Here is a 19,278-nt window from a genome sequence, read left to right on the forward strand (position 1 = left end):
AGCCGTTCACCCACGCTTTTGTTGGACAGCATTCAAACTATCGGGGCGGCGCATGCCGCCCTCTTTTTTGTCCGCGATCCTGCCGCCTCAGTCCGCCAGCACCCGCGGGGAGGGGAAGACCACCTCCACCAGCGTGCCCTCGTTGGGTGTGGAGCTGATGGCGAAGCTCGCCCGGTTGGCATCGACCATCGCCTTGGTCAGCGGCAGGCCGAGGCCGGTACCGTCGCCGCGCTTGCGCGCGCCCGTCGTCACCTGCCGGAAAGGCTTCATCGCCTGTTCCAGCTCGCTGCGCGTCATGCCGACACCGGTGTCGCGGATGCGCAGCACCACGCTGCCGTTCGCCTCGTAGGCGGTGGACACGACGATCTGCCCGCCGGCCGGCGTGAAGCGGATGGCGTTCGACAGGATGTTGAGCGCGATCTGCTTGATCGAGCGCAGGTCGGCGACGATCTGCGGCACATTGGCAGACAGCGAGGTGCGGATGATGACCCGCTGGGCGTTCGCCTGCGGCTGCACCAGCGATACGGCCTCCGAGATCGTCTCGTTGAGCCCGACCGCGGTGAATTCCAGCTCCATCTCGCCCGCCTCGATCTTGGAAATGTCGAGGAGGTCGTTGACGATGTCGAGGACGTGCCGGCCGGAGCGGCCGATATCGTTGGCATATTCGATATAGCGCGGATGGCCGATCGGCCCGAAGCGCTCCGTCGCCATCATGTCGGAAAAGCCGATGATGGCGTTGAGGGGCGTGCGGATCTCGTGGCTGACGCGGGCGAGGAAATCGCTCTTGTGGGCGTTCGCCGTCTCGGCGGCGCGCTTGGCGTTGCGCAGCTCCTCCTCGGTGCGTTTCCACTGCGTGATGTCGCGGATGACGGCGCAGTAGCCGGAAGACGAAGAGAGGCGCCCCATCGTCATGAAGAGGGGGATGAAGCCGCCGGCCGCTTCCCGGCCGATCACCTCGCGCCCGTCGTTGAGGACGCTCGCAACGCCGTGGCCGGAGAGACCCGCGAGATAATCGAGCACAGCCTTCTGGCTCTCATGGGCGAAGAGCATGGCGAAGGGCCGGCCGCGCGTCTCGTCCTCGTCGTAGTTGAAGAGGGCGCTCGCCGAGCGGTTCATCGAGCGAATGTCGCCGTCCTGGCCCACCACCACGACGCCGTCCGTCGCCGTCTCCAGGATCGAGCGCAGCTCGCTGACCTCGATGCGCAGCGCCGAGATGGCCGCCTGCTCGCCCGTGCGCTCGTCTGCATCCGCCGGGGCGGGCGCGGTCTCGACCAGCGAGAGCACCGGCTTTTCATGCGCCGGCGTCAGCGCCAGGAGGAGGGCCGTGCCGTCTTCCCAGCGGATCGACTGGAGGCGGGCGCGCACCGCGCTCGTCATCTCCCCGTCCGCATGGCGCAGGTTCATCGTGCCGCTGCCGTCTTCCGTGTCCTCGTCGGGGCCGGCCAGCAGGATGTCGAGCCCGCCGGAGGCTTCGAGGTCCCCGATGCTGCCGTAGCCGGTCAGGCGAAAGAATTCCGGATTGGCGTGGATCAGCCGGTCGCCGACATGGACGAGCAGCGCGACGGGCAGCGCGTCGACGACGGCGGCCGTGAGGCCGTAGTCCATCTGCCGGCGCGGCGGCGCGATGGCCGCGCGGTCGCCGCCGTGATCTTCGGCCAGCATGTCGTCGGCATGGGGGCCGACTTCGAGGCCGGGCATTTCCTCCGCCGGCTCCTCGGTGGCGCCGTGTTCTTCAGGGGCCTTCTCTTCCGTCTCTCCGGCAGCGCCCATCGGGTCGCCCGGCGGACGGTCTTCCGGCTTGCGCTTGCCGAAGGTCTCGCCGAGCTGGCGGGCGATCTCGCGGAAGGCTGCCTGCTCGCCGGTGGAAAGGCCGTCGAAGAGGCCGCCGCGGTTGCGCCGCGTTTCGAGCTGCACGACCTTGTCCGACTGCCGGCGGCTCGGGTTCTCGACGAGGCGAAGGGCAGGGCGCTCGCCGCGGAAGGCATCCTCTTCGTCGGCGGGCGGCGTTGCGGGCTGCTCTTGCGTTTCCATCGCCGGGGCGTCGCCGGCCGCATCGTCCACGACCGGCGTTTCCTCTTCTGTGGCTGCTTCTTCCGCCGGGGCTGCGTCCTCGGCCTCGGCCGCACCGAGCGTCAGGCCGCGGGCATGGGCGTCCTCGGTCGCATCGGCGATGCGCACGATGCCGAAGCCGCGGAAGCCGTCGAATTCGCGGTTGCGCGAATAGGTCGGCAGGGCGGCGAGGTCGACCGGCACGACGAGGCGCGTGCCTTCCACCGGCCAGAGGATCGTCTTGCCTGACCAGGTGTCGCGCCGGCGCAGCAGGTCGCCGATCTTGCCTTCGGGATCGAGGTCGAAGCGGGCGGCGACGTCGGTGAAACGCTCGCCGGCAATGGCCGCGGCATGCGGGCCGACGGCAGCGGAAAACTCGTCGGAAACCTCGCTGAAGCGGCCTTCGGCGTCGATCTTCCAGACGAAGCGGATCGGCCGGCCCTGCGGATTGAAGGTGAAGCGGCCTGCTGTTTCGTCCGCCTCGTCGGCAGGGCTGTGGTCTTCGGAGACACTCTTATCGACGGAGACGGGAGCCGCGTCGACCGCGTCCGGCACATCTTCCGTTTCTGCGGCGGAGAACTCTGCGGCCTCCAGTTCGTCCTCCTCGGCAAGCGCGTAGGCGCGCGCCGTCTCGTCGCCGTGGGCGGCGACCTCGGAGGCGGAAGCCGGCTCGGCCGCTTCTTCCGGCGATGCCTCCGCCGGGACGACAGGCTCGGGCTCGGCGTGCACCTCGTCCTCGTCGGGATCGAGATGGCCGAGAATGGTTTCGACGGCGAAGAGCAGGTGCAGCGCCGGATCGTCGGAAATGCGGCCGATGGCGGCGGGCAGGTGGCCGAGGCCGGTGGCGATGGGGCGCTTGACGAGGCGCTCGGCGCTGCGGCCGGCCGCCTCCGCCAGGGCGCGGCGCGTCTCCGGGCTGATGGCAAGCGCCGCGAAACCCTCCGAGGCGGCCACGACGGCGCCCTCGCCGTCGAGCACGGCCATGTGCGTGTCGGGATCGTCGAAGCCGGCGAGCATGGCAGCGGCCGCTTCCTCCGCCCCGCCGCCTGCGACGGGCGCGCTGAAGAGGATCGCGTCCTCGCCGGGACGAAGGGTCACCGCCTCGACGGCGGCGTTCACCGGCACGCTGCGGAAGCCGTTGCCGATGCGCATGACGAAGGCCCGCCGCTCGCCGGGCGTCCGTACCTGGCCGGCGGTGGCGGCAAGCTGGCGGAAGGCGACGTCGGTGCGGTCCGGGCCGGCATCGAGGAAGTCGTAGATGTTCTCTTCGCCGAAGAGCGCCGCGCCGCGCCCGTTCGACCAGAGCACGCGCGCCATGTCCCTTGAAAACAGCACGACGGCGTCGCCCCTTGCGAAGGGCAGGCGCACCCGCTCGTGGACGGCGACGTCGATAAAGGGATACTGCTTTGCGGACATGTTCAGGCCTGTATCTGGCTTCCGGCGTCCCGGTCTTCGATTAACGCTTTATTAATAGCGGCCCCCGGGGGAGGGGTCCAGCGGCGGGGCCGCAAAGCCCCGGGCTTTCAGGCGAAAGGGTTAACGGCATCATCGGTTCCCGAGAGGATTATTGTGCAGCGCACAAAATTGTTGCAATGCGAAAGAAAAGAGCCTATATAGACGCCATCCCCGAACCCGGCGCCTCTGAGAGGGCCAAACAAAGGAGCGCATGACATGGCTACCAAGAAGACCGACGACGTATTTTCCATCGCATCCATCGACCCGGCCAAGTTCTCCGAGAGCTTCCGCGACTTCGCCGAAAAGGGCGCCGCGCAGACCAAGGAAGCCTATGCCAAGATGAAGGAAGCCGCCGAAGACGCCACGAAGACCGTTGAAGCGACGCTCGAAAGCGCGCAGGCCGGCTCCGTCGAACTCGGCCTCAAGGCCATCGAAGCCCTTCGCACCAATGCCGAGAACTCGCTTTCGCACATGGAAGCCCTGCTCGGCGTGAAGTCCGTTGCCGAACTCTTCGAGCTGCAGACCGCCTTCCTGCGCAAGCAGGCCGAAGTCGTCGTCGAGCAGGCCAAGGGCCTCCAGGAAACCTCCAAGAAGGTCGCCGAGAAGGTCTCCGCCCCCGGCAAGTCCGCTGCCGAAAAGGCCATGAAGTCCTTCAAGACCGTCTGAGCCGCGCATCGCGCCGGCAAGGGCCGCATGAGACAATGGCCGGGCCGATCGCCCGGCCATTTTCGTTTGAAGCCTCGCAAAAAAGGCTTGATAAAAGGTGCGGCTGCCCGTATGTGACGCACCAAGCGCGCCGGATGCGCGCCTTGTGCGGTTGTAGCTCAGTTGGTTAGAGCGCAGGTTTGTGGCACCTGAGGTCGTAGGTTCGATTCCCACCAACCGTACCATTCTTCTCCCATCCATTCTCTCTATACCATTCAGCGCCTGGACCCGTTGCGCCTGTGCGCCTTGACAGCGCCGACAAATTAGGTAGATCGGTCTACATAATATCTGGAGGGCGGAATGGGCGAGCGGGTGCCGGTGCGCGAGCGGCTGCTGAAGGCGGCGGCGGAACTGTTCTACCGTGACGGGGTGGGGGCGACGGGGATCGATACGATCACCGCCCATGCGGGCGTCGCCAAGATGAGCCTCTACAACAATTTCGCTTCCAAGGCGGACCTCGTGAAAGCCTATCTCGATGCGCGGCTGGAGGAATGGCACGGGCTTTTCGAGATGCGGCTGGCGAAGGCCGAAACGCCGCGCGACAAGCTGCTCGCCGTCTTCGATTCCTATGTCGACCATGCGGAACTCGCCTATGGCTGGGGCTTTCGCGGCTGCGGCCTTCTCAACGCCGCGGCGGAACTGCCCGTCGGCGATGCCGGCAGGGCGACCGTGGCCTTCCAGAAGGAAGAGGTGGAAGAGCTTTTCCGGGGCTACCTGCGCGAGATGAAGCCGGGCGCCGGAGCAAGGATCGAGGAGACGGCCGAGCATCTTTCCTTCGTGCTGGAAGGCGCGATGGCGCGGGCCGGCCTCGACGGGCACGACGGCCGGCTGAAGGCGGCGCGCAGGATCGCCGTTTCCATCGTGGACAGCCTGTGAGCGCCGCCGGTCTTGCTTCGCCGCCGCCCCGTCTATCCGGCCGTTTGCGGGGCCTTGTCCTTATCGTCCTCGTCGAGGCCGCGCTGGTGGTGTGCTGGAGCGCCGGTTTCATCGGCGTGCGCTTTGCCAGTGACCATGCGCCGATCTTCCTGATCCTCCTCTGGCGCAGCCTCGTCTCGGGGCTCGTCCTGCTGCCCTTCGCGCTGGCGATGGGGCCGCGCCTGCGTATAGTGGACGTCGCCTTCCAGATGCTGCTCGGGGCGCTTGCCATGGCCGGCTATCTTTCCGGCTTCGCGCTCGCCATCGGCATGGGCGTGCCGACCGGCCTTACCGCGCTCATCACCGACATGCTGCCGCTCGCCGTCGCGCTGCTCTCCTGGCCGATCCTCGGGCAGGCGCTGACGGGGCGCCAGTGGATCGGCTCCTTCATCGGGCTTGCCGGCGTGTTCATCGCCTCCGGCTGGTCGCTGAAGGTCGCGGACGTGCCGCTCTGGGCCTACGGGCTTCCCGTCCTCGGCACGCTCTCGCTGGCGCTTGCGACCCTCCTGCAGAAGCGCAGCGCCGTGAACGCCATGCCGGTCTACCAGAGCCTCTGCATCCAGTGCCTTTCGGCGTCCGCAATCTTCGCGGGCCTTGCCTGGCACGAGGGCGGCGTGCTGCCGGTCATGGAGGCGCGCTTTGCCGGCGGCATCCTCTGGCTGGTCTTCGTCGCCACCTTCGGCGCCTGGAGCCTCTATTACCTCGCGCTGCGCAAGTCCTCGCCGGCGCGGGTGACGGCGGTGCTTTATCTCAGCCCGCCGGTGACGATGATCTGGGCCTGGCTGATGTTCGGCGAGCCGCTGTCCTGGGCGATGGCGATGGGCCTTCTCGTCTCGCTTGCCGGCATCGTCATCGTGGCAAGGGCGCGCATGCCGGTGCATGCCGCCTAGAGAAAGATGCCGTGCTCCTGCTGCACGAGTTCCTGCACGAATTCGGCGACGGTGCGCACGCGCACGAGGTCGCGCGCGCTCTCGTGCCAGGTCGTCCAGTAGGCGCGGCGGATGGAGGTGGCCGGCAGCAGGCGGACGAGCTCGCCATATTGCCGGGCGATATAGTCGTGCAGGATGCCGATGCCCGCGCCGGAGCGCACGGCCTCCGTCTGGCCCGTCGCGCTGGAAATCTCGAAGCCGGCATCCCAGCTTCGCATGATCTCTCCGGTGAAGTTGAGCGAGGCGGTGAAGATCAGGTCCTCCACATAGCCGATCCGCCGGTGCGCCTTGAGGTCCTCCACGGTTTCCGGCGTGCCGTTCTCAGCAAGGTAGCCGCGCGAGGCGTAGAGGCCGAGCGTGTAGTCCGTGAGCTTGGAGGAGACGAGGCGGCCCTGCTCGGGCCGCTCCAGCGTGATGGCGATATCCGCCTCGCGCTGCGAGAGCGAGAAGGAACGCGGCACCGGCACGAGCTGGATCTTCAGCTCGGGATGGCGCGCCGTCAGCCGGCCGAGGCGGGGCGCGAGGAAGGAGACGCCGAAACCGTCCGGCGCGCCGACCCGCACGGTGCCGGCGACCGCCGCGTCGATGCGGCCGATGCGCGCCTGCGCCGCCAGCATCTCCGTCTCCATGCGCTCGGCCGCGGCGAGGAAGGCCTCGCCTTCCGCGGTGAGGTCGCAGCCGTTCGTGCGGCGGATGAGAAGGCGCGTCTTCAGCGCCGCCTCCAGCGCGCTGACGCGGCGGCTGAGGGTCGCGTGGTTGACGCCGAGCCGGCGGGAGGCGGCGAGCAGCTGCCCCGTGCGGGCAACGGCGAGGAACATGCGCACGTCATCCCAGTTCATGGGCGCCTCCGGCTATAATTTCTGCACAACGGTTCCTTAGACGAGGCGATTGAGTTGTGCAAATTGTAGTGCGATGATCCGCCCACAACAAAGGAGGACTCCCCATGCGTGAGATCGGACACTTCATCAACGGCAAGCCGGTTGCCGGCACGAGCGGCCGCACCGCGGACGTCTACAACCCCGCGACGGGCGAGGTTCAGGCGAAGGTCGCGCTGGCGAGCCCCGCCGAGCTCCAGGCCGCCGTCGACGCCGCCAAGGCCGCGCAGCCGAAATGGGCCGCCACCAACCCGCAGCGCCGCGCCCGCGTCTTCATGAAGTTCGTCGAGCTCCTCAACCAGAACATGGAAGAGCTGGCCGTCCTGATCTCCAGGGAGCACGGCAAGACGGTGGAAGATTCCAAGGGCGACGTCATCCGCGGCCTGGAAGTGTGCGAATTCGTCATCGGCATCCCGCATCTTTCCAAGGGCGAGTTCACCGAGGGCGCCGGCCCGGGCATCGACATGTATTCGATCCGCCAGCCGCTCGGCATCGGCGCCGGCATCACGCCGTTCAACTTCCCGGGCATGATCCCGATGTGGATGTTCGCCCCGGCCATCGCCTGCGGCAACGCCTTCATCCTGAAGCCCTCCGAGCGCGATCCGTCCCTGCCGATCCGCCTTGCCGAACTGATGATGGAAGCGGGCCTGCCCGCCGGCATCCTCAATGTCGTCAACGGCGACAAGGGCGCGGTCGACGCGATCCTCACCCATCCGGACATCGCGGCCGTCTCCTTCGTCGGCTCCACGCCGATCGCCCGCTACGTCTATGGCGCAGCCGCCTCCAACGGCAAGCGCGCCCAGTGCTTCGGCGGCGCGAAGAACCACATGGTCATCATGCCCGATGCCGATCTCGACCAGGCCGCGAACGCCCTGATGGGCGCCGGCTACGGCTCGGCCGGCGAGCGCTGCATGGCGATCTCCGTCGCCGTCCCGGTCGGCGAGGAAACCGCCAACCGCCTCGTCGAGAAGCTGACGCCGATGATCGAGAGCCTGCGCATCGGCCCCTATACCGACGAGAAGGCCGACATGGGCCCGCTCGTCACCAAGGAAGCCAAGGCCCGCGTCCTCGGCCTCATCGACAGGGGCGTGGAGGAAGGCGCCAAGCTCGTCGTCGACGGCCGCGGCTTCAAGCTGCAGGGCTACGAGGACGGCTATTTCGTCGGCGGCTGCCTCTTCGACAACGTCACGCCGGACATGGAAATCTACAAGACCGAGATCTTCGGCCCGGTCCTGTCGGTCGTGCGCGCCAAGAACTACGAGGAAGCCCTCGACCTGCCGATGAAACACGAATACGGCAACGGCGTCGCCATCTACACCCGCGACGGCGATGCCGCCCGCGACTTCGCCAGCCGCATCAACATCGGCATGGTCGGCGTCAACGTTCCGATCCCGGTTCCGCTCGCCTACCACTCCTTCGGCGGCTGGAAGTCCTCCGCCTTCGGCGACCTCAACCAGTACGGCTCGGACTCGATCAAGTTCTGGACACACACCAAGACGATCACCAGCCGCTGGCCGTCGGGCATCAAGGACGGCGCCGAGTTCTCCATGCCGACGATGAAGTGATCCTCGCGATCCGACTGCCGAAAGGGCTCCCGACCGGGAGCCCTTTTGCATTGCGCGATTTCGGGCATCCTCCATCGCCGGAACGACGCCGGCAAACCGGGCTCGGACGGGCAATGATGCGCCCATATAAACATGAATGTGTTTTTCCGCTTTTTGGAATTGTTCTAAACGTGCTTCTGTCCTATATGTGGTGCATCAAAGGCCGGATTCGGAGTTTCCCATGCGTCTGACGAAGCAAACGAACTATGCCGTGCGCATGTTGATGTACTGCGCAGCGAACGGCGACAAGCTCAGCCGCATTCCCGAAATCGCACGTGCCTACGGCGTTTCCGAGCTGTTCCTGTTCAAGATCCTCCAGCCGCTCACGCGCGCCGGCATCATCGAGACCGTGCGCGGCCGCAACGGCGGGGTCCGCCTGCCCAGGTCCGCCACCGAGATCACGCTGTTCGACGTGGTGCGCGTGACGGAGGATTCCTTCGCCATGGCCGAATGCTTCGAGGCCGGCGAGATCGAATGCCCGCTCGTCGATAGCTGCGGCCTCAACGCCGCGCTGCGCAAGGCGCTGAACGCCTTCTTCGAAGTGCTCCAGCAGTACACGATCGACGACCTCGTCAAGGCGCGCCCGCAGATCGGCATGCTGCTCGGCCTCGACCACGCGCAGGCCGCCCGCCAGCCGGCGGCCTGACGCCGCCCGGCGGTCGCGGACGGGCGATCAGATCCCGGCGCCGGCGTCGCGCTTCACATATTCCTGCAGGATGAATTCGATGGCCGTCGGGTCCAGCTCGGCCTTGTCGATGCGGAAGTCGACGCCGTAGTCGTCGATCTTCTGGAAATAGGCATCGCTGATCGACGACGAGATAACGCCCACCGGGCCGATATAGCCGGCCCGGCGCAGCTCCGGCACGGTCTCGCGGAAATCCGCCTGCGGCTGGAGCCGGTTGTCCATCAGGATCATGTCGAGGGGAACGCCCGCCGCGCGGATGAAGTCGAGCGCGCCATCCACCGTCTCGACATAGTGCAGGCTGATCGCGTAGCTCGCCACCTTGCGCATCAGCGCGCTGAGGATGACGTTCTCCGCAGGGTCGTCGTCGACGAGCAGGATATGCACTTGTGCAGTCATGGCGGTAGATGAACCTGGTTGCGTCAAAAGGGCGGCAGGCCCCGGAAAACCGCGGCTACTGTCGTTCAGGCGGCGAATATTAACAAGTCCCTCACTCCTGTTATCCGTAACATTGCTGACCTGTTTCGGGACGCTACTGGATGATCTGCTCGCGGATCGCCTTGGCGACCATCTGCGTGCGGTTCACGACGTCGAGCTTCTTCAGGATCGTCGCGGTGTGCGAGTTCACCGTATGCTCGGAAACCGAGACGATGAGCGCGATCTCGCTCGCCGTCTTGCCGTAGGAGATCCAGCGCAGGATCTCCGTCTCGCGCGGGGTGAGGCCCATGCCGGCCTTGTTGGCGAGCACCTGGCGGTAATAGTAGTCGAAGGCGCAATTGGCCTCGTAGCAGATCTCGAAATGCGCGTCGCGCTCGATATCCTCGCCGTCGCCGAGGAAGAGCACGACATAGCGCGTGCCGGCGACCGAATGCACCGGAATGGACAGCGCCATGTCGAAGCCGATCTGGTCGAGGAAGTCCGAACCCTCGCGCAGCCCGTTTTCCGGGCGGTCCGAGGCGCGCCAGACGGTCGGGATCGTCGATTTGTAGAAGCTCTTGAAGAAGGCGGAATCATTGAAGCGGTAGCGCTTGTCGTAGGTCTCGGCCAGCCCCGCGGGCAGGTCGTGCAGCAGCAGGCGGCTGGCGAGAAGGCTGGTCTCGTGCTCGTTGGCGAGCTGGAGCACGCCGAAATGCTCGAAGCCGTAGCGCAGGGCCATCGTATGAAAGATGCGAAAGAAATCGACGCGATTGAGAGCTTTCTCCAGATCGCCTTCGAAATCGTATCGCCTGAAGTGTCTGTCCAGTACGGGCACGTGGCCTCCACCCCCGGGTTCCACGCGATCAATCTAGCGCCGCAATCTCCGGCAGCAAAGGGTTTTACCGGACAATTTCGCACACGCACGGCATTTTCTTGCCGTCCGCAACTCAACTATCTGATAAGAAAGGGGAAAAACGAAGCCGGGGCGCCCTTCGCCTTGTCGTCTCGCTCCGCCGCCACGGAATGAAACGGCAAAGGGCAGCCCCTTTCGCCTCGTTGTGCCCATATGGCACGGCCGCGGCGGCCCCGCCATCCGTCCTGGTGGGGATTGACGGGGGCGGCGGGCCTGATTCGCGGCCGTCTTCCAATGCTGTGGAGAAGAATATTCTGCGAGGTTTTCCATTTGGACAAATTTGTCCGCGGACTTATTGCAATCCTGCGGCAAATGTCGTTCCATCCGCGCACGGTCGGGGCTGGAAACGCACCCGAGCCCGCACAAGAGAACAAAAAAGCAAACCTGGGAAGCTCAATATGAAAAAGCTGACTACTCTCCTCGCAGCGACGGCGCTTGCCTCGCTGATGGCGACTGCTGCCTGGTCGAAGACGCTGGTCTATTGCTCGGAAGCCTCGCCGGAAGGCTTCGACCCCGGCCTCTACACGGGCGGCCAGACCTTCGATGCTACTTCGCGCACCGCCTACAACCGCCTCGTCGAGTTCAAGCACGGCAGCACGGAACTGGAACCGGGCCTGGCCGAGAGCTGGGAAGTATCGGCTGACGGCAAGGAATACACCTTCAAGCTGCGCAAGGGCGTGAAGTTCCAGACGACGGACTACTTCACCCCGACCCGCGAGCTGAACGCCGACGACGTCATCTTCTCCTTCGAGCGCCAGTACAAGACGGACAATCCGTGGAACAAGTACGTGGCCGGCGCCTCCTGGGAATATTTTGCCGGCATGGGCTTCCCCGATCTCATCGACCATATCGAGAAGGTCGACGACCTGACGGTCAAGTTCGTGCTGAAGCGCCCGGAAGCACCATTCCTCGCCAACCTCGGCATGGACTTCGCCTCCATCATGTCCAAGGAATATGCCGACAAGCTGCAGGCTGACGGCAAGATGGAGCTGCTGAACCAGCAGCCGCTCGGCACGGGTCCCTTCACCTTCGTCGCCTACCAGACGGATGCGGCGATCCGCTACAAGGCCAACCCCGACTACTGGAACGGCAAGCAGCCGATCGACGACCTCGTCTTCGCCATCACGACGGATGCCGCCGTGCGCGCGCAGAAGCTGAAGGCCGGCGAGTGCCACATCATGGCCTATCCGAACGCCGCCGACGTCGCCGAGCTCAAGACCGACCCGAACCTGCAGGTTCTCGAGCAGGAAGGCCTGAACGTCGCCTACCTCGCCTACAACACGCTGGTTCCGCCGTTCGACAAGGTCGAGGTCCGCAAGGCCCTCAACATGGCCGTCAACAAGCAGGCCATCGTCGATGCCGTCTTCCAGGGTGCGGCGACCGTCGCCAAGAACCCGATCCCGCCGACCATGTGGTCGTACAACAACGCCGTCGAAGACGACAAGTACGATCCGGAAGCGGCCAAGAAGATGCTCGAAGAGGCCGGCGTCAAGGATCTCAAGATGAAGATCTGGGCGATGCCCGTCGCCCGTCCGTACATGCTGAACGCCCGCCGCGCGGCGGAACTGATGCAGGCGGACCTTGCCAAGATCGGCGTCACCGCCGAGATCGTCTCCTACGAATGGGCCGAGTACCTGAAGCTCTCCTCCGCCAAGGACCGTGACGGCGCGGCCATCCTCGGCTGGACGGGCGACAACGGCGACCCGGACAACTTCCTCGACACGCTGCTCGGCTGCGATGCCGTCGGCGGCAACAACCGCGCCCAGTGGTGCAACAAGGAGTTCGACGACCTGATGACGAAGGCGAAGGAAACCGCCGACGTCGCAGAGCGCACGAAGCTCTACGAGGAAGCCCAGGTCATCTTCAAGCGCGAAGCGCCCTGGAACACCCTCGACCATTCGCTGGTCGTCGTGCCGATGAGCAAGAAGGTCTCGGGCTTCAAGATGGACCCGCTGGGCATTCACCGCTTTGACGGTGTAGACATCGCCGAGTAAGATCGGCAGAAGAAAGGCACGCCGCAAAGAGCGTGCAATGGCCGGCGGTCCGAAGACATTCGGGCCGCCGGTTTTTCAAAAAAGAAGGGATTGGCTCCCATGTTGCGCTTCATCTTCGGACGGCTCGCCGTCCTGATACCCACGTTCCTCGGGGTATCGCTCATCGCGTTCTCCTTCATTCGACTGCTGCCGGGCGACCCTGTCATGCTGATGTCGGGCGAACGCGTCATGTCGCCGGAACGGCATACCGAGCTCATGCACCAGCTCGGCCTCGACCGGCCCATGTACGCCCAGTATTTCGACTATCTCACGGGCCTGCTCTCGGGCGACTTCGGCTCGTCGATCGTCACCAAGCGTCCGGTTCTCGACGATTTCATCAATCTCTTCCCGGCAACGCTGGAACTGTCGCTCTGCGCCATCATCATCGCCGTCGCCCTCGGCATCCCGGCGGGCGTGCTCGCGGCGGTGAAACGGGGGACCTGGCTCGACCAGTCGATCATGGGCGTCGCGCTCGTCGGCTATTCGATGCCGATCTTCTGGTGGGGGCTGCTGCTCATCATCTTCTTCTCCGGCTATCTCGGCTGGACGCCGGTCTCGGGACGCATCTCGCTGATGTACTTCTTCCCGCAGGTCACCGGCTTCATGCTGATCGACAGCCTTCTGTCGGGGCAGGCGGGGGCGTTCAAGTCGGCGCTGACCTACCTGATCCTGCCGACGGTCGTGCTCGCGACGATCCCGCTCGCGGTCATCGCCCGCCAGACCCGCTCGGCCATGCTCGAAGTGCTCGGCGAGGACTTCGTGCGCACCGCCCGCGCCAAGGGCCTCTCGCCCTTCCGCGTCATCGGCATCCATGCGCTGCGCAACGCGATGATCCCCGTCATCACCACGATCGGTCTGCAGGTCGGCGTTCTCCTGGCGGGCGCGATCCTCACGGAGACGATCTTCTCCTGGCCGGGCATCGGCAAGTGGATGGTCGACAGCGTCTTCAAGCGCGACTATGCCGTGGTGCAGGGCGGGCTGATGCTGATCGCCGCCGTCATCATGATCGTCAATCTCGTGGTCGACCTGCTTTACGGCTGGGTCAACCCGCGCATCCGGCACTAGGAGGCAATTCCATGAGTGCTGTTTCCAACACCACCGAGGCCAAGACGGGCGGAACGCCGCCCTCGGGCCTCCCGGAATTCTGGTTCTACTTCTCGCGCAACAAGGGCGCCGTCATCGGCCTCTTCATCTTCCTGGTGATCCTGGTCGTCGCGGTCTTCGCGCCCTTCGTCGCGCCGCACAATCCGAGCGTCCAGAACCGCGAACTGCTGCTCCTGCCGCCGCTCTTCCAGGAGGGCGGCACCTGGGGCCACATCCTCGGCACCGATGCGGTCGGCCGCGATATCCTCTCGCGCCTCATCTACGGCGCGCGCTTCTCGCTCTTCATCGGTCTCGTCGTCGTGACGCTGTCGGTGGTCTCTGGCGTGCTGATCGGTCTCGTCGCCGGCTATTTCCGCGGCAAGGTCGATACCTTCATCATGCGCATCATGGACATCATCCTGGCGTTCCCCTCGCTGCTGCTTGCCCTCGTGCTGGTGGCGGTTCTGGGGCCGGGCCTCCTGAATGCCATGATCGCCATCTCGCTCGTCAACCAGCCGCATTTCGTGCGCCTGACGCGCGCGGCGGTGATGGCGGAGAAATCGAAGGATTATGTCGTCGGCTCCAAGGTCGCCGGCGCCGGCACGCTCCGCCTCATGTTCCTGACGATCCTGCCGAACTGCCTCGCCCCGCTCATCGTGCAGGCGACGCTCGCCTTCTCCTCGGCGATCCTCGATGCGGCGGCGCTCGGCTTCCTCGGCATGGGCGCCCAGCCGCCGACGCCGGAATGGGGCACGATGCTCGCCGAAGCGCGCGAATTCATCCAGCGCGCCTGGTGGGTTGTCACCTTCCCCGGCCTTGCCATCCTCATCACCGTGCTTGCCATCAACCTCATGGGTGACGGCCTGCGCGACGCCCTCGATCCCAAGCTGAAGAGGTCGTGATGTCGCTTCTCGAAATCAAAAACCTCACCGTCGAATTCCAGACGGCCTCCGGCCCCTTCCGGGCGGTGGACGGTGTCTCCCTCAAGGTCGACGAAGGCGAAGTGCTCGCCATCGTCGGCGAATCCGGCTCGGGCAAGTCCGTCTCCATGCTCGCCGCCATGGGGCTCCTGCCCTGGACGGCGAAGGTGACGGCGGACGTGCTGACCTTCAACGGCCGCGACATGCAGTCGATGTCGGACGCCGAGCGCCGCAAGATCATCGGCCGGGAGATCGCCATGATCTTCCAGGAGCCGATCGCCAGCCTCAATCCGTGCTTCACGGTGGGCTACCAGATCGAGGAGGTGCTGCGCATCCACACGGATCTTTCCCGCAAGGCGCGCCGCGACCGGGCGATCGAACTCTTCCAGTCCGTCGGCATCCCGAGCCCGGAAGAGCGCCTCGGCCACTATCCGCACCAGATGTCGGGCGGCCAGTGCCAGCGCGTGATGATCGCAACGGCCCTTGCCTGCAATCCGAAGCTCCTGATCGCCGACGAGCCGACCACCGCGCTCGACGTGACGATCCAGAAGCAGATCCTCGACCTTCTGATGAAGCTGCAGGCCGAGCACGGCATGGGCCTCATCATCATCACCCACGACATGGGCGTCGTCGCCGAAACCGCCGACCGCGTCATCGTGCAGTACAAGGGGCGGCAGATCGAGCAGGCCGACGTGCTCTCGCTCTTCTCGGCCCCGAAAAGCGTCTACACCAAGGCCCTTCTTTCGGCCCTGCCGGAGAACGCCACGGGCGGCCGCCTGCCGACGATCACGGAAAAGCTGACCGACGCCGAGATTTTCGCGGGAGCCGTGCGATGACCCCAGTGCTCGAAGCCAAGAACCTCAAGCGCGACTACCACATTCCCGGCAGCCTGATGAAGCCGGCCAAGACCGTTCACGCCGTCAAGGGCGTGAGCTTTACGGTCGAGGAGGGCAAGACGCTCGCGATCGTCGGCGAAAGCGGCTGCGGCAAGTCCACCCTTGCCCGCATGGTCACGATGATCGACCCGATCACCGAGGGCGAGATGCTGATCGACGGCCGCAAGGTCGACATCGCCAGCGAGCCGCTGACCTCCGAGATGCGCAGCAAGGTGCAGATCGTCTTCCAGAACCCCTACGGTTCGCTGAACCCGCGCAAGAAGATCGGCGACATCCTGACGGAACCGCTGGTCATCAACACGAAGGTGCCGGCGGGCGAGCGGCGCGATCGCGCCATGGCCATGCTGAAGAAGGTGGGCCTGGAGGAGAAGCATTACGGGCGCTACCCGCACATGTTCTCCGGCGGCCAGCGCCAGCGCGTGGCGATCGCCCGCGCGCTGATGCTCAATCCGCGCCTCCTGGTGCTCGACGAGCCGGTCTCCGCGCTCGACCTTTCGGTGCAGGCGCAGGTGCTGAACCTCCTCGCCGACCTGCAGGACGAGTTCCGTCTCACCTACGTCTTCATCAGCCACGACCTCTCGGTCGTGCGCCACATCGCGGACGACGTGATGGTGATGTATTTCGGCGAGGCGGTGGAGTACGGCAGCCGCGACCAGGTCTTCGACGATCCGCAGCACAGCTACACGAAGACTCTCTTCGCCGCGACGCCCCGCGTCGACATCGACGCCATCCGCGCCCGCGTCGAACGGCGCAAGCGCGTCGCCTGACGGCAAAAAAGAAAAGGCCCGGTTTCCCGGGCCTTTCGCATTCAGGCGGATTTGGCGAGCCGCGCCTGTTCGTCGAAGAACAGCGCCTGGCTGATCAGCGCCTTCACCATGTCCGGGTTGAACGGCTTGGTGACGAGGAAGGCCGGTTCAGGCTTCTCGCCGGTCAGAAGCCGCTCCGGGAAGGCGGTGATGAAGATCACCGGGATCGTGCTGTTCTTCAGGATGTCGTTCACCGCGTCGATGCCCGAGCTGCCGTCGGCGAGCTGGATGTCGGCGAGCACCATGCGCGGCGAGGTGCGGTGATAGAGCTCCACCGCCTCGGAATGGGTGCGGGCAATGCCGGTCACGGTATGGCCGAGCCCCCGCACCATGTCCTCGATGTCCATGGCGATCAGCGGCTCGTCCTCGATGATCATGATCTCGGTCGCCACCTGCCGGGAGATGTCGCGCGAGGCCTCGTCGAGCAGTTCGCCGAAGCGCTCTTCCGAAACGTCCATGATGTCGGCGCCCTCGGCGATGTCGAAGCCCTCGACGGCGACGAGCAGGAAGGCCTTTCGCTCGGCCGGCGGCAGGTTGGCGAGGTTGGCGGCGGCCTGCCGCTCCCAGCCGAAGGGCGAGGAATTGTCCGGCAACGTCACGTCGAGGTTGTCGAACAGCGTGCAATAGAGCCGGTAGAGGGCGATCCGGTCGCTGCGGCCCTCCGGAAAGAGGCCGATATCGGCCACGAGCGCTTCCAGCATCGCCGCGACATAGGCGTCACCGGAGGTCTGCGAACCCGTGACGGCACGGGAAAACCGCCTCAGATAGGCGAGATGCGGTGCGATACGGGTGGAAAGTGACATTTCGTTCTCCCTGAATGTGTTCCGCATCGGAACCGTTTCCGCTAGAGTTCATGATGCGGAAACCTATTGGTAGCATGCTGAGTCTGACTTGCTATTGAGAATATTGGGCAAAAGGAAGATAGCGGTCGGCAGGCGATGGAAACAAGACCATGATCGAGTCCGGCAAAGACAAAAAACGGGGCGGTGCCGCCGCTCCCGCGAAGGCTTTCGACCCGAACGGTGCGATCGGCCGCAAGCTGAAATCCTTTTATGACGTGATCGAGACCGAGCCCGTGCCCGACCGCCTGCTCGATCTTCTGGAAAAGCTCGACGAAGCTGAACGTCGAGCGAAGAGTTGTCCTTAGGATCATCCAACTTCCCGCATCTGGACATGAGGAAACGGGCCGCAAGGCCCGTTTCCCTTTTTTGCTGGCCTGTGCCGGTTAGCGGCGGCAACGGGCTTCGTAGCGATGGCCGTGGCGGTCGCGATAGAGGCAATAGCCGCGCCGGTCGGAGCGGGCGATGAGATAGCCTGCGGTGCCGCCGACGGCGGCCCCCACCAGCGCGCCGCCCGCTCGTCCGGTCACCGCACCGCCGATGATGGCGCCCGAAGCCGCCCCGATCGCGGTCCCGCGTTCGGTCTCGCTGCAGGCGGCCAGGGTCAGGGAGGACGCGGCAAGGCAAATCGCGATGATTGTATTCTTCATGGTTCCTGCTCCAGGTTGGGTTGACGGGGTCAGATGCGTCCCATGAGGACGAGGATGAGAAGGATGACGACGATGAGGCCGAGCCCGCCGGACGGGCCGTAACCCCAGCTCCGGCTGTAACCCCAGTTCGGCAGGGCGCCGATCAGGAGGAGGATGAGGATGATGAGAAGAATGGTACCGAGCATCTGCGCTTCCTTTCGCGTCCTGTTCGCTGTCCAGCGTTGGGCCGAAAACGGGCAACAACGGATTTTGTTCCCGTAAAAGTGACATCGGCGTGACCGCGCCGTCCCGGGAACCTTCCGGCCTCCGCTCCGTTGCCTGCCGCAGGAACGCACAGGAAGGAAGAGCGAGATGGAGCACATCGCCGCAATCATGCTTCTGGTCGGCTGCAGCAAGGGCGGCCTCTCCTGCGGGGAACTGGCCGCGCCGCAGGTCGCCTACGAGACCATGGAAGACTGCGTCGGCGCCCTGCCGCTCGCCATCGGCAGCGCCGGCGACGGCGCGAGGATCGTGCACGGCCGCTGCGCCGCCATCGATCCGGCCTGGACCGAGGAGGACGTCGAGATCAGTTGGCGCATGACGAAGGAAAGCGGCCTGGTCGTCGATGTCCGCCTCGTCGCGCCGCCCTCCGGCGATGTCATCGTCGCGACGGCGCAGCTCGTTAAAGGAGAGGCCCGGCTTCCCTGAGCCCGGAACTTTTCGCGGCCGGAAAGATTGTCTTTCGCGTCAACGCCATCCGCTCAACGCAACAGAAAGGACAGCGACATGAACTGGGACATCATCGAAGGCAAGTGGAACGAATACAAGGGCAAGGCCCAGGCCCAGTGGGGCAAGCTCACCGATGACGACCTCGACGTGATCCAGGGCCGTCGCGTCGAGCTTTCGGGCAAGATCCAGCAGCGCTACGGCATTGCGAAGGATGAGGCCGAGCGGCAGATCGACGACTGGACGCGCCGCCACTAGGCTCTCCGCCTGCCGGCTTCCCATGCGCCGCCGCATCCCGCAAGGGTGCGGCGGTTTCTTTTGGGGGGAAGGGGAGGGGAGAAGGCGGAATTCCGGAACCTTTTCAATCCGCCTCCGTTTCTCCTGCGATACAACGAAGGAGTTCGAAAATGCTGTATTACGCTCTCGTGTTTCTCGTCATCGCCCTTGTCGCCGGCCTGCTCGGCTTCGGCGGCATTGCCGGCGCGTCGGCCGGTATCGCGCAAATCCTGTTCTTCGTCTTCCTCGCCCTTCTGGTCCTGTCCCTGATCGCGGGCCTGTTCCGCAGGGCATGAGGACGAAATATGACGGAAGGGGCGGCGTCCGCGGATGCCGCCCCTTTTGCGTGTCGGTGACTTCCCGAATTGGGCAAGAGTCAAGCGCCGGGCCGGTCCTTATCCCCGACATTCAGTCTATGCACCGCCAATCCGTTGATTATGCTTAACAATTCGGAAACTGGAATTTTTTCTGATTTTTCTTTCCTCCCCCTGTTGACGTATCGCTGGGGGTGGGCTTATAACGCCGC

Annotated in this window: 22 protein-coding genes and 1 tRNA gene; 16 read left to right on the forward strand and 7 right to left on the reverse strand. The window is 65.2% G+C overall.

Annotated elements, in window-relative coordinates:
- Nucleotides 1–87 precede the first annotated feature (87 nt).
- Nucleotides 88–3,465, reverse strand: a complete 3,378-nt coding sequence (locus ACZ5TO_RS01695; RefSeq protein WP_464799305.1) for an ATP-binding protein — start codon at nucleotides 3,463–3,465, stop codon at nucleotides 88–90.
- Between the two features lie 255 nt (nucleotides 3,466–3,720).
- Here ACZ5TO_RS01695 and ACZ5TO_RS01700 point away from each other — a divergent pair, with 255 nt between their 5' ends.
- From ACZ5TO_RS01700 to ACZ5TO_RS01715, 4 genes are all read left to right on the forward strand, one after another.
- On the forward strand, nucleotides 3,721–4,170 hold the full coding sequence (locus ACZ5TO_RS01700; protein ID WP_184145116.1) for a phasin: 450 nt from the start codon (nucleotides 3,721–3,723) through the stop codon (nucleotides 4,168–4,170).
- 147 nt (nucleotides 4,171–4,317) lie between these two features.
- A tRNA-His gene (locus tag ACZ5TO_RS01705) sits at nucleotides 4,318–4,394 on the forward strand.
- 115 nt (nucleotides 4,395–4,509) lie between these two features.
- On the forward strand, nucleotides 4,510–5,085 hold the full coding sequence (locus ACZ5TO_RS01710) for a TetR/AcrR family transcriptional regulator (protein ID WP_464799306.1): 576 nt from the start codon (nucleotides 4,510–4,512) through the stop codon (nucleotides 5,083–5,085).
- Complete coding sequence (locus ACZ5TO_RS01715) at nucleotides 5,082–6,014, forward strand: DMT family transporter (protein ID WP_464799307.1); 933 nt, start codon at nucleotides 5,082–5,084, stop codon at nucleotides 6,012–6,014. The genes ACZ5TO_RS01710 and ACZ5TO_RS01715 overlap by 4 nt, the downstream gene beginning before the upstream one ends.
- Here the strand turns inward: ACZ5TO_RS01715 and ACZ5TO_RS01720 are convergent.
- The gene (locus tag ACZ5TO_RS01720; RefSeq protein ID WP_184145113.1) at nucleotides 6,011–6,892 is read right to left on the reverse strand and encodes a LysR family transcriptional regulator; all 882 of its coding nucleotides are present in this window, start codon (nucleotides 6,890–6,892) and stop codon (nucleotides 6,011–6,013) included. The two genes, ACZ5TO_RS01715 and ACZ5TO_RS01720, sit on opposite strands and share 4 nt — an antisense overlap.
- 104 nt (nucleotides 6,893–6,996) lie before the next feature.
- On the opposite strand from ACZ5TO_RS01720, the gene ACZ5TO_RS01725 reads away from it, so the two are divergent.
- On the forward strand, nucleotides 6,997–8,493 hold the full coding sequence (locus ACZ5TO_RS01725) for a CoA-acylating methylmalonate-semialdehyde dehydrogenase (RefSeq protein WP_464799308.1): 1,497 nt from the start codon (nucleotides 6,997–6,999) through the stop codon (nucleotides 8,491–8,493).
- A 220-nt stretch (nucleotides 8,494–8,713) separates the two neighbouring features.
- A complete protein-coding gene (rirA, locus tag ACZ5TO_RS01730; RefSeq protein ID WP_184145111.1) occupies nucleotides 8,714–9,178 on the forward strand; it encodes an iron-responsive transcriptional regulator RirA in 465 nt (154 codons plus the stop codon).
- Between the two features lie 27 nt (nucleotides 9,179–9,205).
- On the opposite strand, the gene ACZ5TO_RS01735 is transcribed toward rirA, so the two are convergent.
- Entirely contained in the window at nucleotides 9,206–9,613 is a 408-nt protein-coding gene (locus tag ACZ5TO_RS01735) for a response regulator (protein WP_184145110.1), read from the reverse strand.
- 133 nt (nucleotides 9,614–9,746) lie between these two features.
- Complete coding sequence (locus tag ACZ5TO_RS01740; RefSeq protein ID WP_184145109.1) at nucleotides 9,747–10,370, reverse strand: helix-turn-helix transcriptional regulator; 624 nt, start codon at nucleotides 10,368–10,370, stop codon at nucleotides 9,747–9,749.
- On the opposite strand from ACZ5TO_RS01740, the gene ACZ5TO_RS01745 reads away from it, so the two are divergent.
- The 6 genes from ACZ5TO_RS01745 to ACZ5TO_RS01770 all read left to right on the forward strand — a co-directional run bounded on the left by ACZ5TO_RS01745 (nucleotide 10,344) and on the right by ACZ5TO_RS01770 (nucleotide 16,243).
- The gene (locus ACZ5TO_RS01745; RefSeq protein ID WP_464799309.1) at nucleotides 10,344–10,658 is read left to right on the forward strand and encodes a hypothetical protein; all 315 of its coding nucleotides are present in this window, start codon (nucleotides 10,344–10,346) and stop codon (nucleotides 10,656–10,658) included. The genes ACZ5TO_RS01740 and ACZ5TO_RS01745 overlap by 27 nt on opposite strands.
- Nucleotides 10,659–10,942: 284 nt before the next feature.
- Entirely contained in the window at nucleotides 10,943–12,538 is a 1,596-nt protein-coding gene (locus ACZ5TO_RS01750) for an ABC transporter substrate-binding protein (RefSeq protein ID WP_184145107.1), read from the forward strand.
- A gap of 99 nt (nucleotides 12,539–12,637) precedes the next feature.
- Nucleotides 12,638–13,642, forward strand: a complete 1,005-nt coding sequence (locus tag ACZ5TO_RS01755; RefSeq protein ID WP_184145106.1) for an ABC transporter permease subunit — start codon at nucleotides 12,638–12,640, stop codon at nucleotides 13,640–13,642.
- An 11-nt stretch (nucleotides 13,643–13,653) separates the two neighbouring features.
- Nucleotides 13,654–14,562: an ABC transporter permease subunit gene (locus ACZ5TO_RS01760; RefSeq protein ID WP_464799310.1), complete on the forward strand. Its 909-nt coding sequence runs from the start codon at nucleotides 13,654–13,656 to the stop codon at nucleotides 14,560–14,562.
- Complete coding sequence (locus ACZ5TO_RS01765; protein ID WP_464799311.1) at nucleotides 14,562–15,416, forward strand: ABC transporter ATP-binding protein; 855 nt, start codon at nucleotides 14,562–14,564, stop codon at nucleotides 15,414–15,416. The genes ACZ5TO_RS01760 and ACZ5TO_RS01765 overlap by 1 nt, the downstream gene beginning before the upstream one ends.
- Nucleotides 15,413–16,243 carry a dipeptide ABC transporter ATP-binding protein gene (locus ACZ5TO_RS01770; RefSeq protein WP_184145103.1) on the forward strand — a complete coding sequence of 277 codons (831 nt, stop codon included), beginning with the start codon at nucleotides 15,413–15,415 and terminating at the stop codon, nucleotides 16,241–16,243. Before ACZ5TO_RS01765 ends, ACZ5TO_RS01770 begins: the two co-directional genes overlap by 4 nt.
- Before the next feature lie 41 nt (nucleotides 16,244–16,284).
- Here the strand turns inward: ACZ5TO_RS01770 and ACZ5TO_RS01775 are convergent, their stop codons facing one another.
- On the reverse strand, nucleotides 16,285–17,085 hold the full coding sequence (locus tag ACZ5TO_RS01775; protein WP_464799312.1) for a response regulator: 801 nt from the start codon (nucleotides 17,083–17,085) through the stop codon (nucleotides 16,285–16,287).
- Nucleotides 17,086–17,234: 149 nt separating this feature from the next.
- Between ACZ5TO_RS01775 and ACZ5TO_RS01780 the strand changes: the two genes are divergently transcribed.
- Nucleotides 17,235–17,429, forward strand: a complete 195-nt coding sequence (locus ACZ5TO_RS01780) for a NepR family anti-sigma factor (protein ID WP_184145101.1) — start codon at nucleotides 17,235–17,237, stop codon at nucleotides 17,427–17,429.
- A gap of 78 nt (nucleotides 17,430–17,507) precedes the next feature.
- Here ACZ5TO_RS01780 and ACZ5TO_RS01785 read toward each other — a convergent pair whose 3' ends face one another.
- Nucleotides 17,508–17,771: a YMGG-like glycine zipper-containing protein gene (locus tag ACZ5TO_RS01785; protein ID WP_464799313.1), complete on the reverse strand. Its 264-nt coding sequence runs from the start codon at nucleotides 17,769–17,771 to the stop codon at nucleotides 17,508–17,510.
- A 29-nt stretch (nucleotides 17,772–17,800) separates the two neighbouring features.
- Nucleotides 17,801–17,956, reverse strand: coding sequence for a DUF3309 family protein (locus ACZ5TO_RS01790; RefSeq protein WP_184145099.1), 156 nt, complete (start codon nucleotides 17,954–17,956; stop codon nucleotides 17,801–17,803).
- A 166-nt stretch (nucleotides 17,957–18,122) separates the two neighbouring features.
- On the opposite strand from ACZ5TO_RS01790, the gene ACZ5TO_RS01795 reads away from it, so the two are divergent.
- From ACZ5TO_RS01795 to ACZ5TO_RS01805, 3 genes are all read left to right on the forward strand, one after another.
- Nucleotides 18,123–18,458: a hypothetical protein gene (locus ACZ5TO_RS01795; protein ID WP_464799314.1), complete on the forward strand. Its 336-nt coding sequence runs from the start codon at nucleotides 18,123–18,125 to the stop codon at nucleotides 18,456–18,458.
- Between the two features lie 78 nt (nucleotides 18,459–18,536).
- Nucleotides 18,537–18,734 (forward strand): CsbD family protein, encoded by a 198-nt coding sequence (locus ACZ5TO_RS01800; protein ID WP_184145097.1) that lies wholly within the window; start codon nucleotides 18,537–18,539, stop codon nucleotides 18,732–18,734.
- Nucleotides 18,735–18,883: 149 nt separating this feature from the next.
- Nucleotides 18,884–19,048, forward strand: a complete 165-nt coding sequence (locus tag ACZ5TO_RS01805) for a DUF1328 domain-containing protein (protein ID WP_184145096.1) — start codon at nucleotides 18,884–18,886, stop codon at nucleotides 19,046–19,048.
- Nucleotides 19,049–19,278 lie beyond the last annotated feature (230 nt).

Source organism: Shinella sp. Sh6 (genome assembly GCF_055392685.1).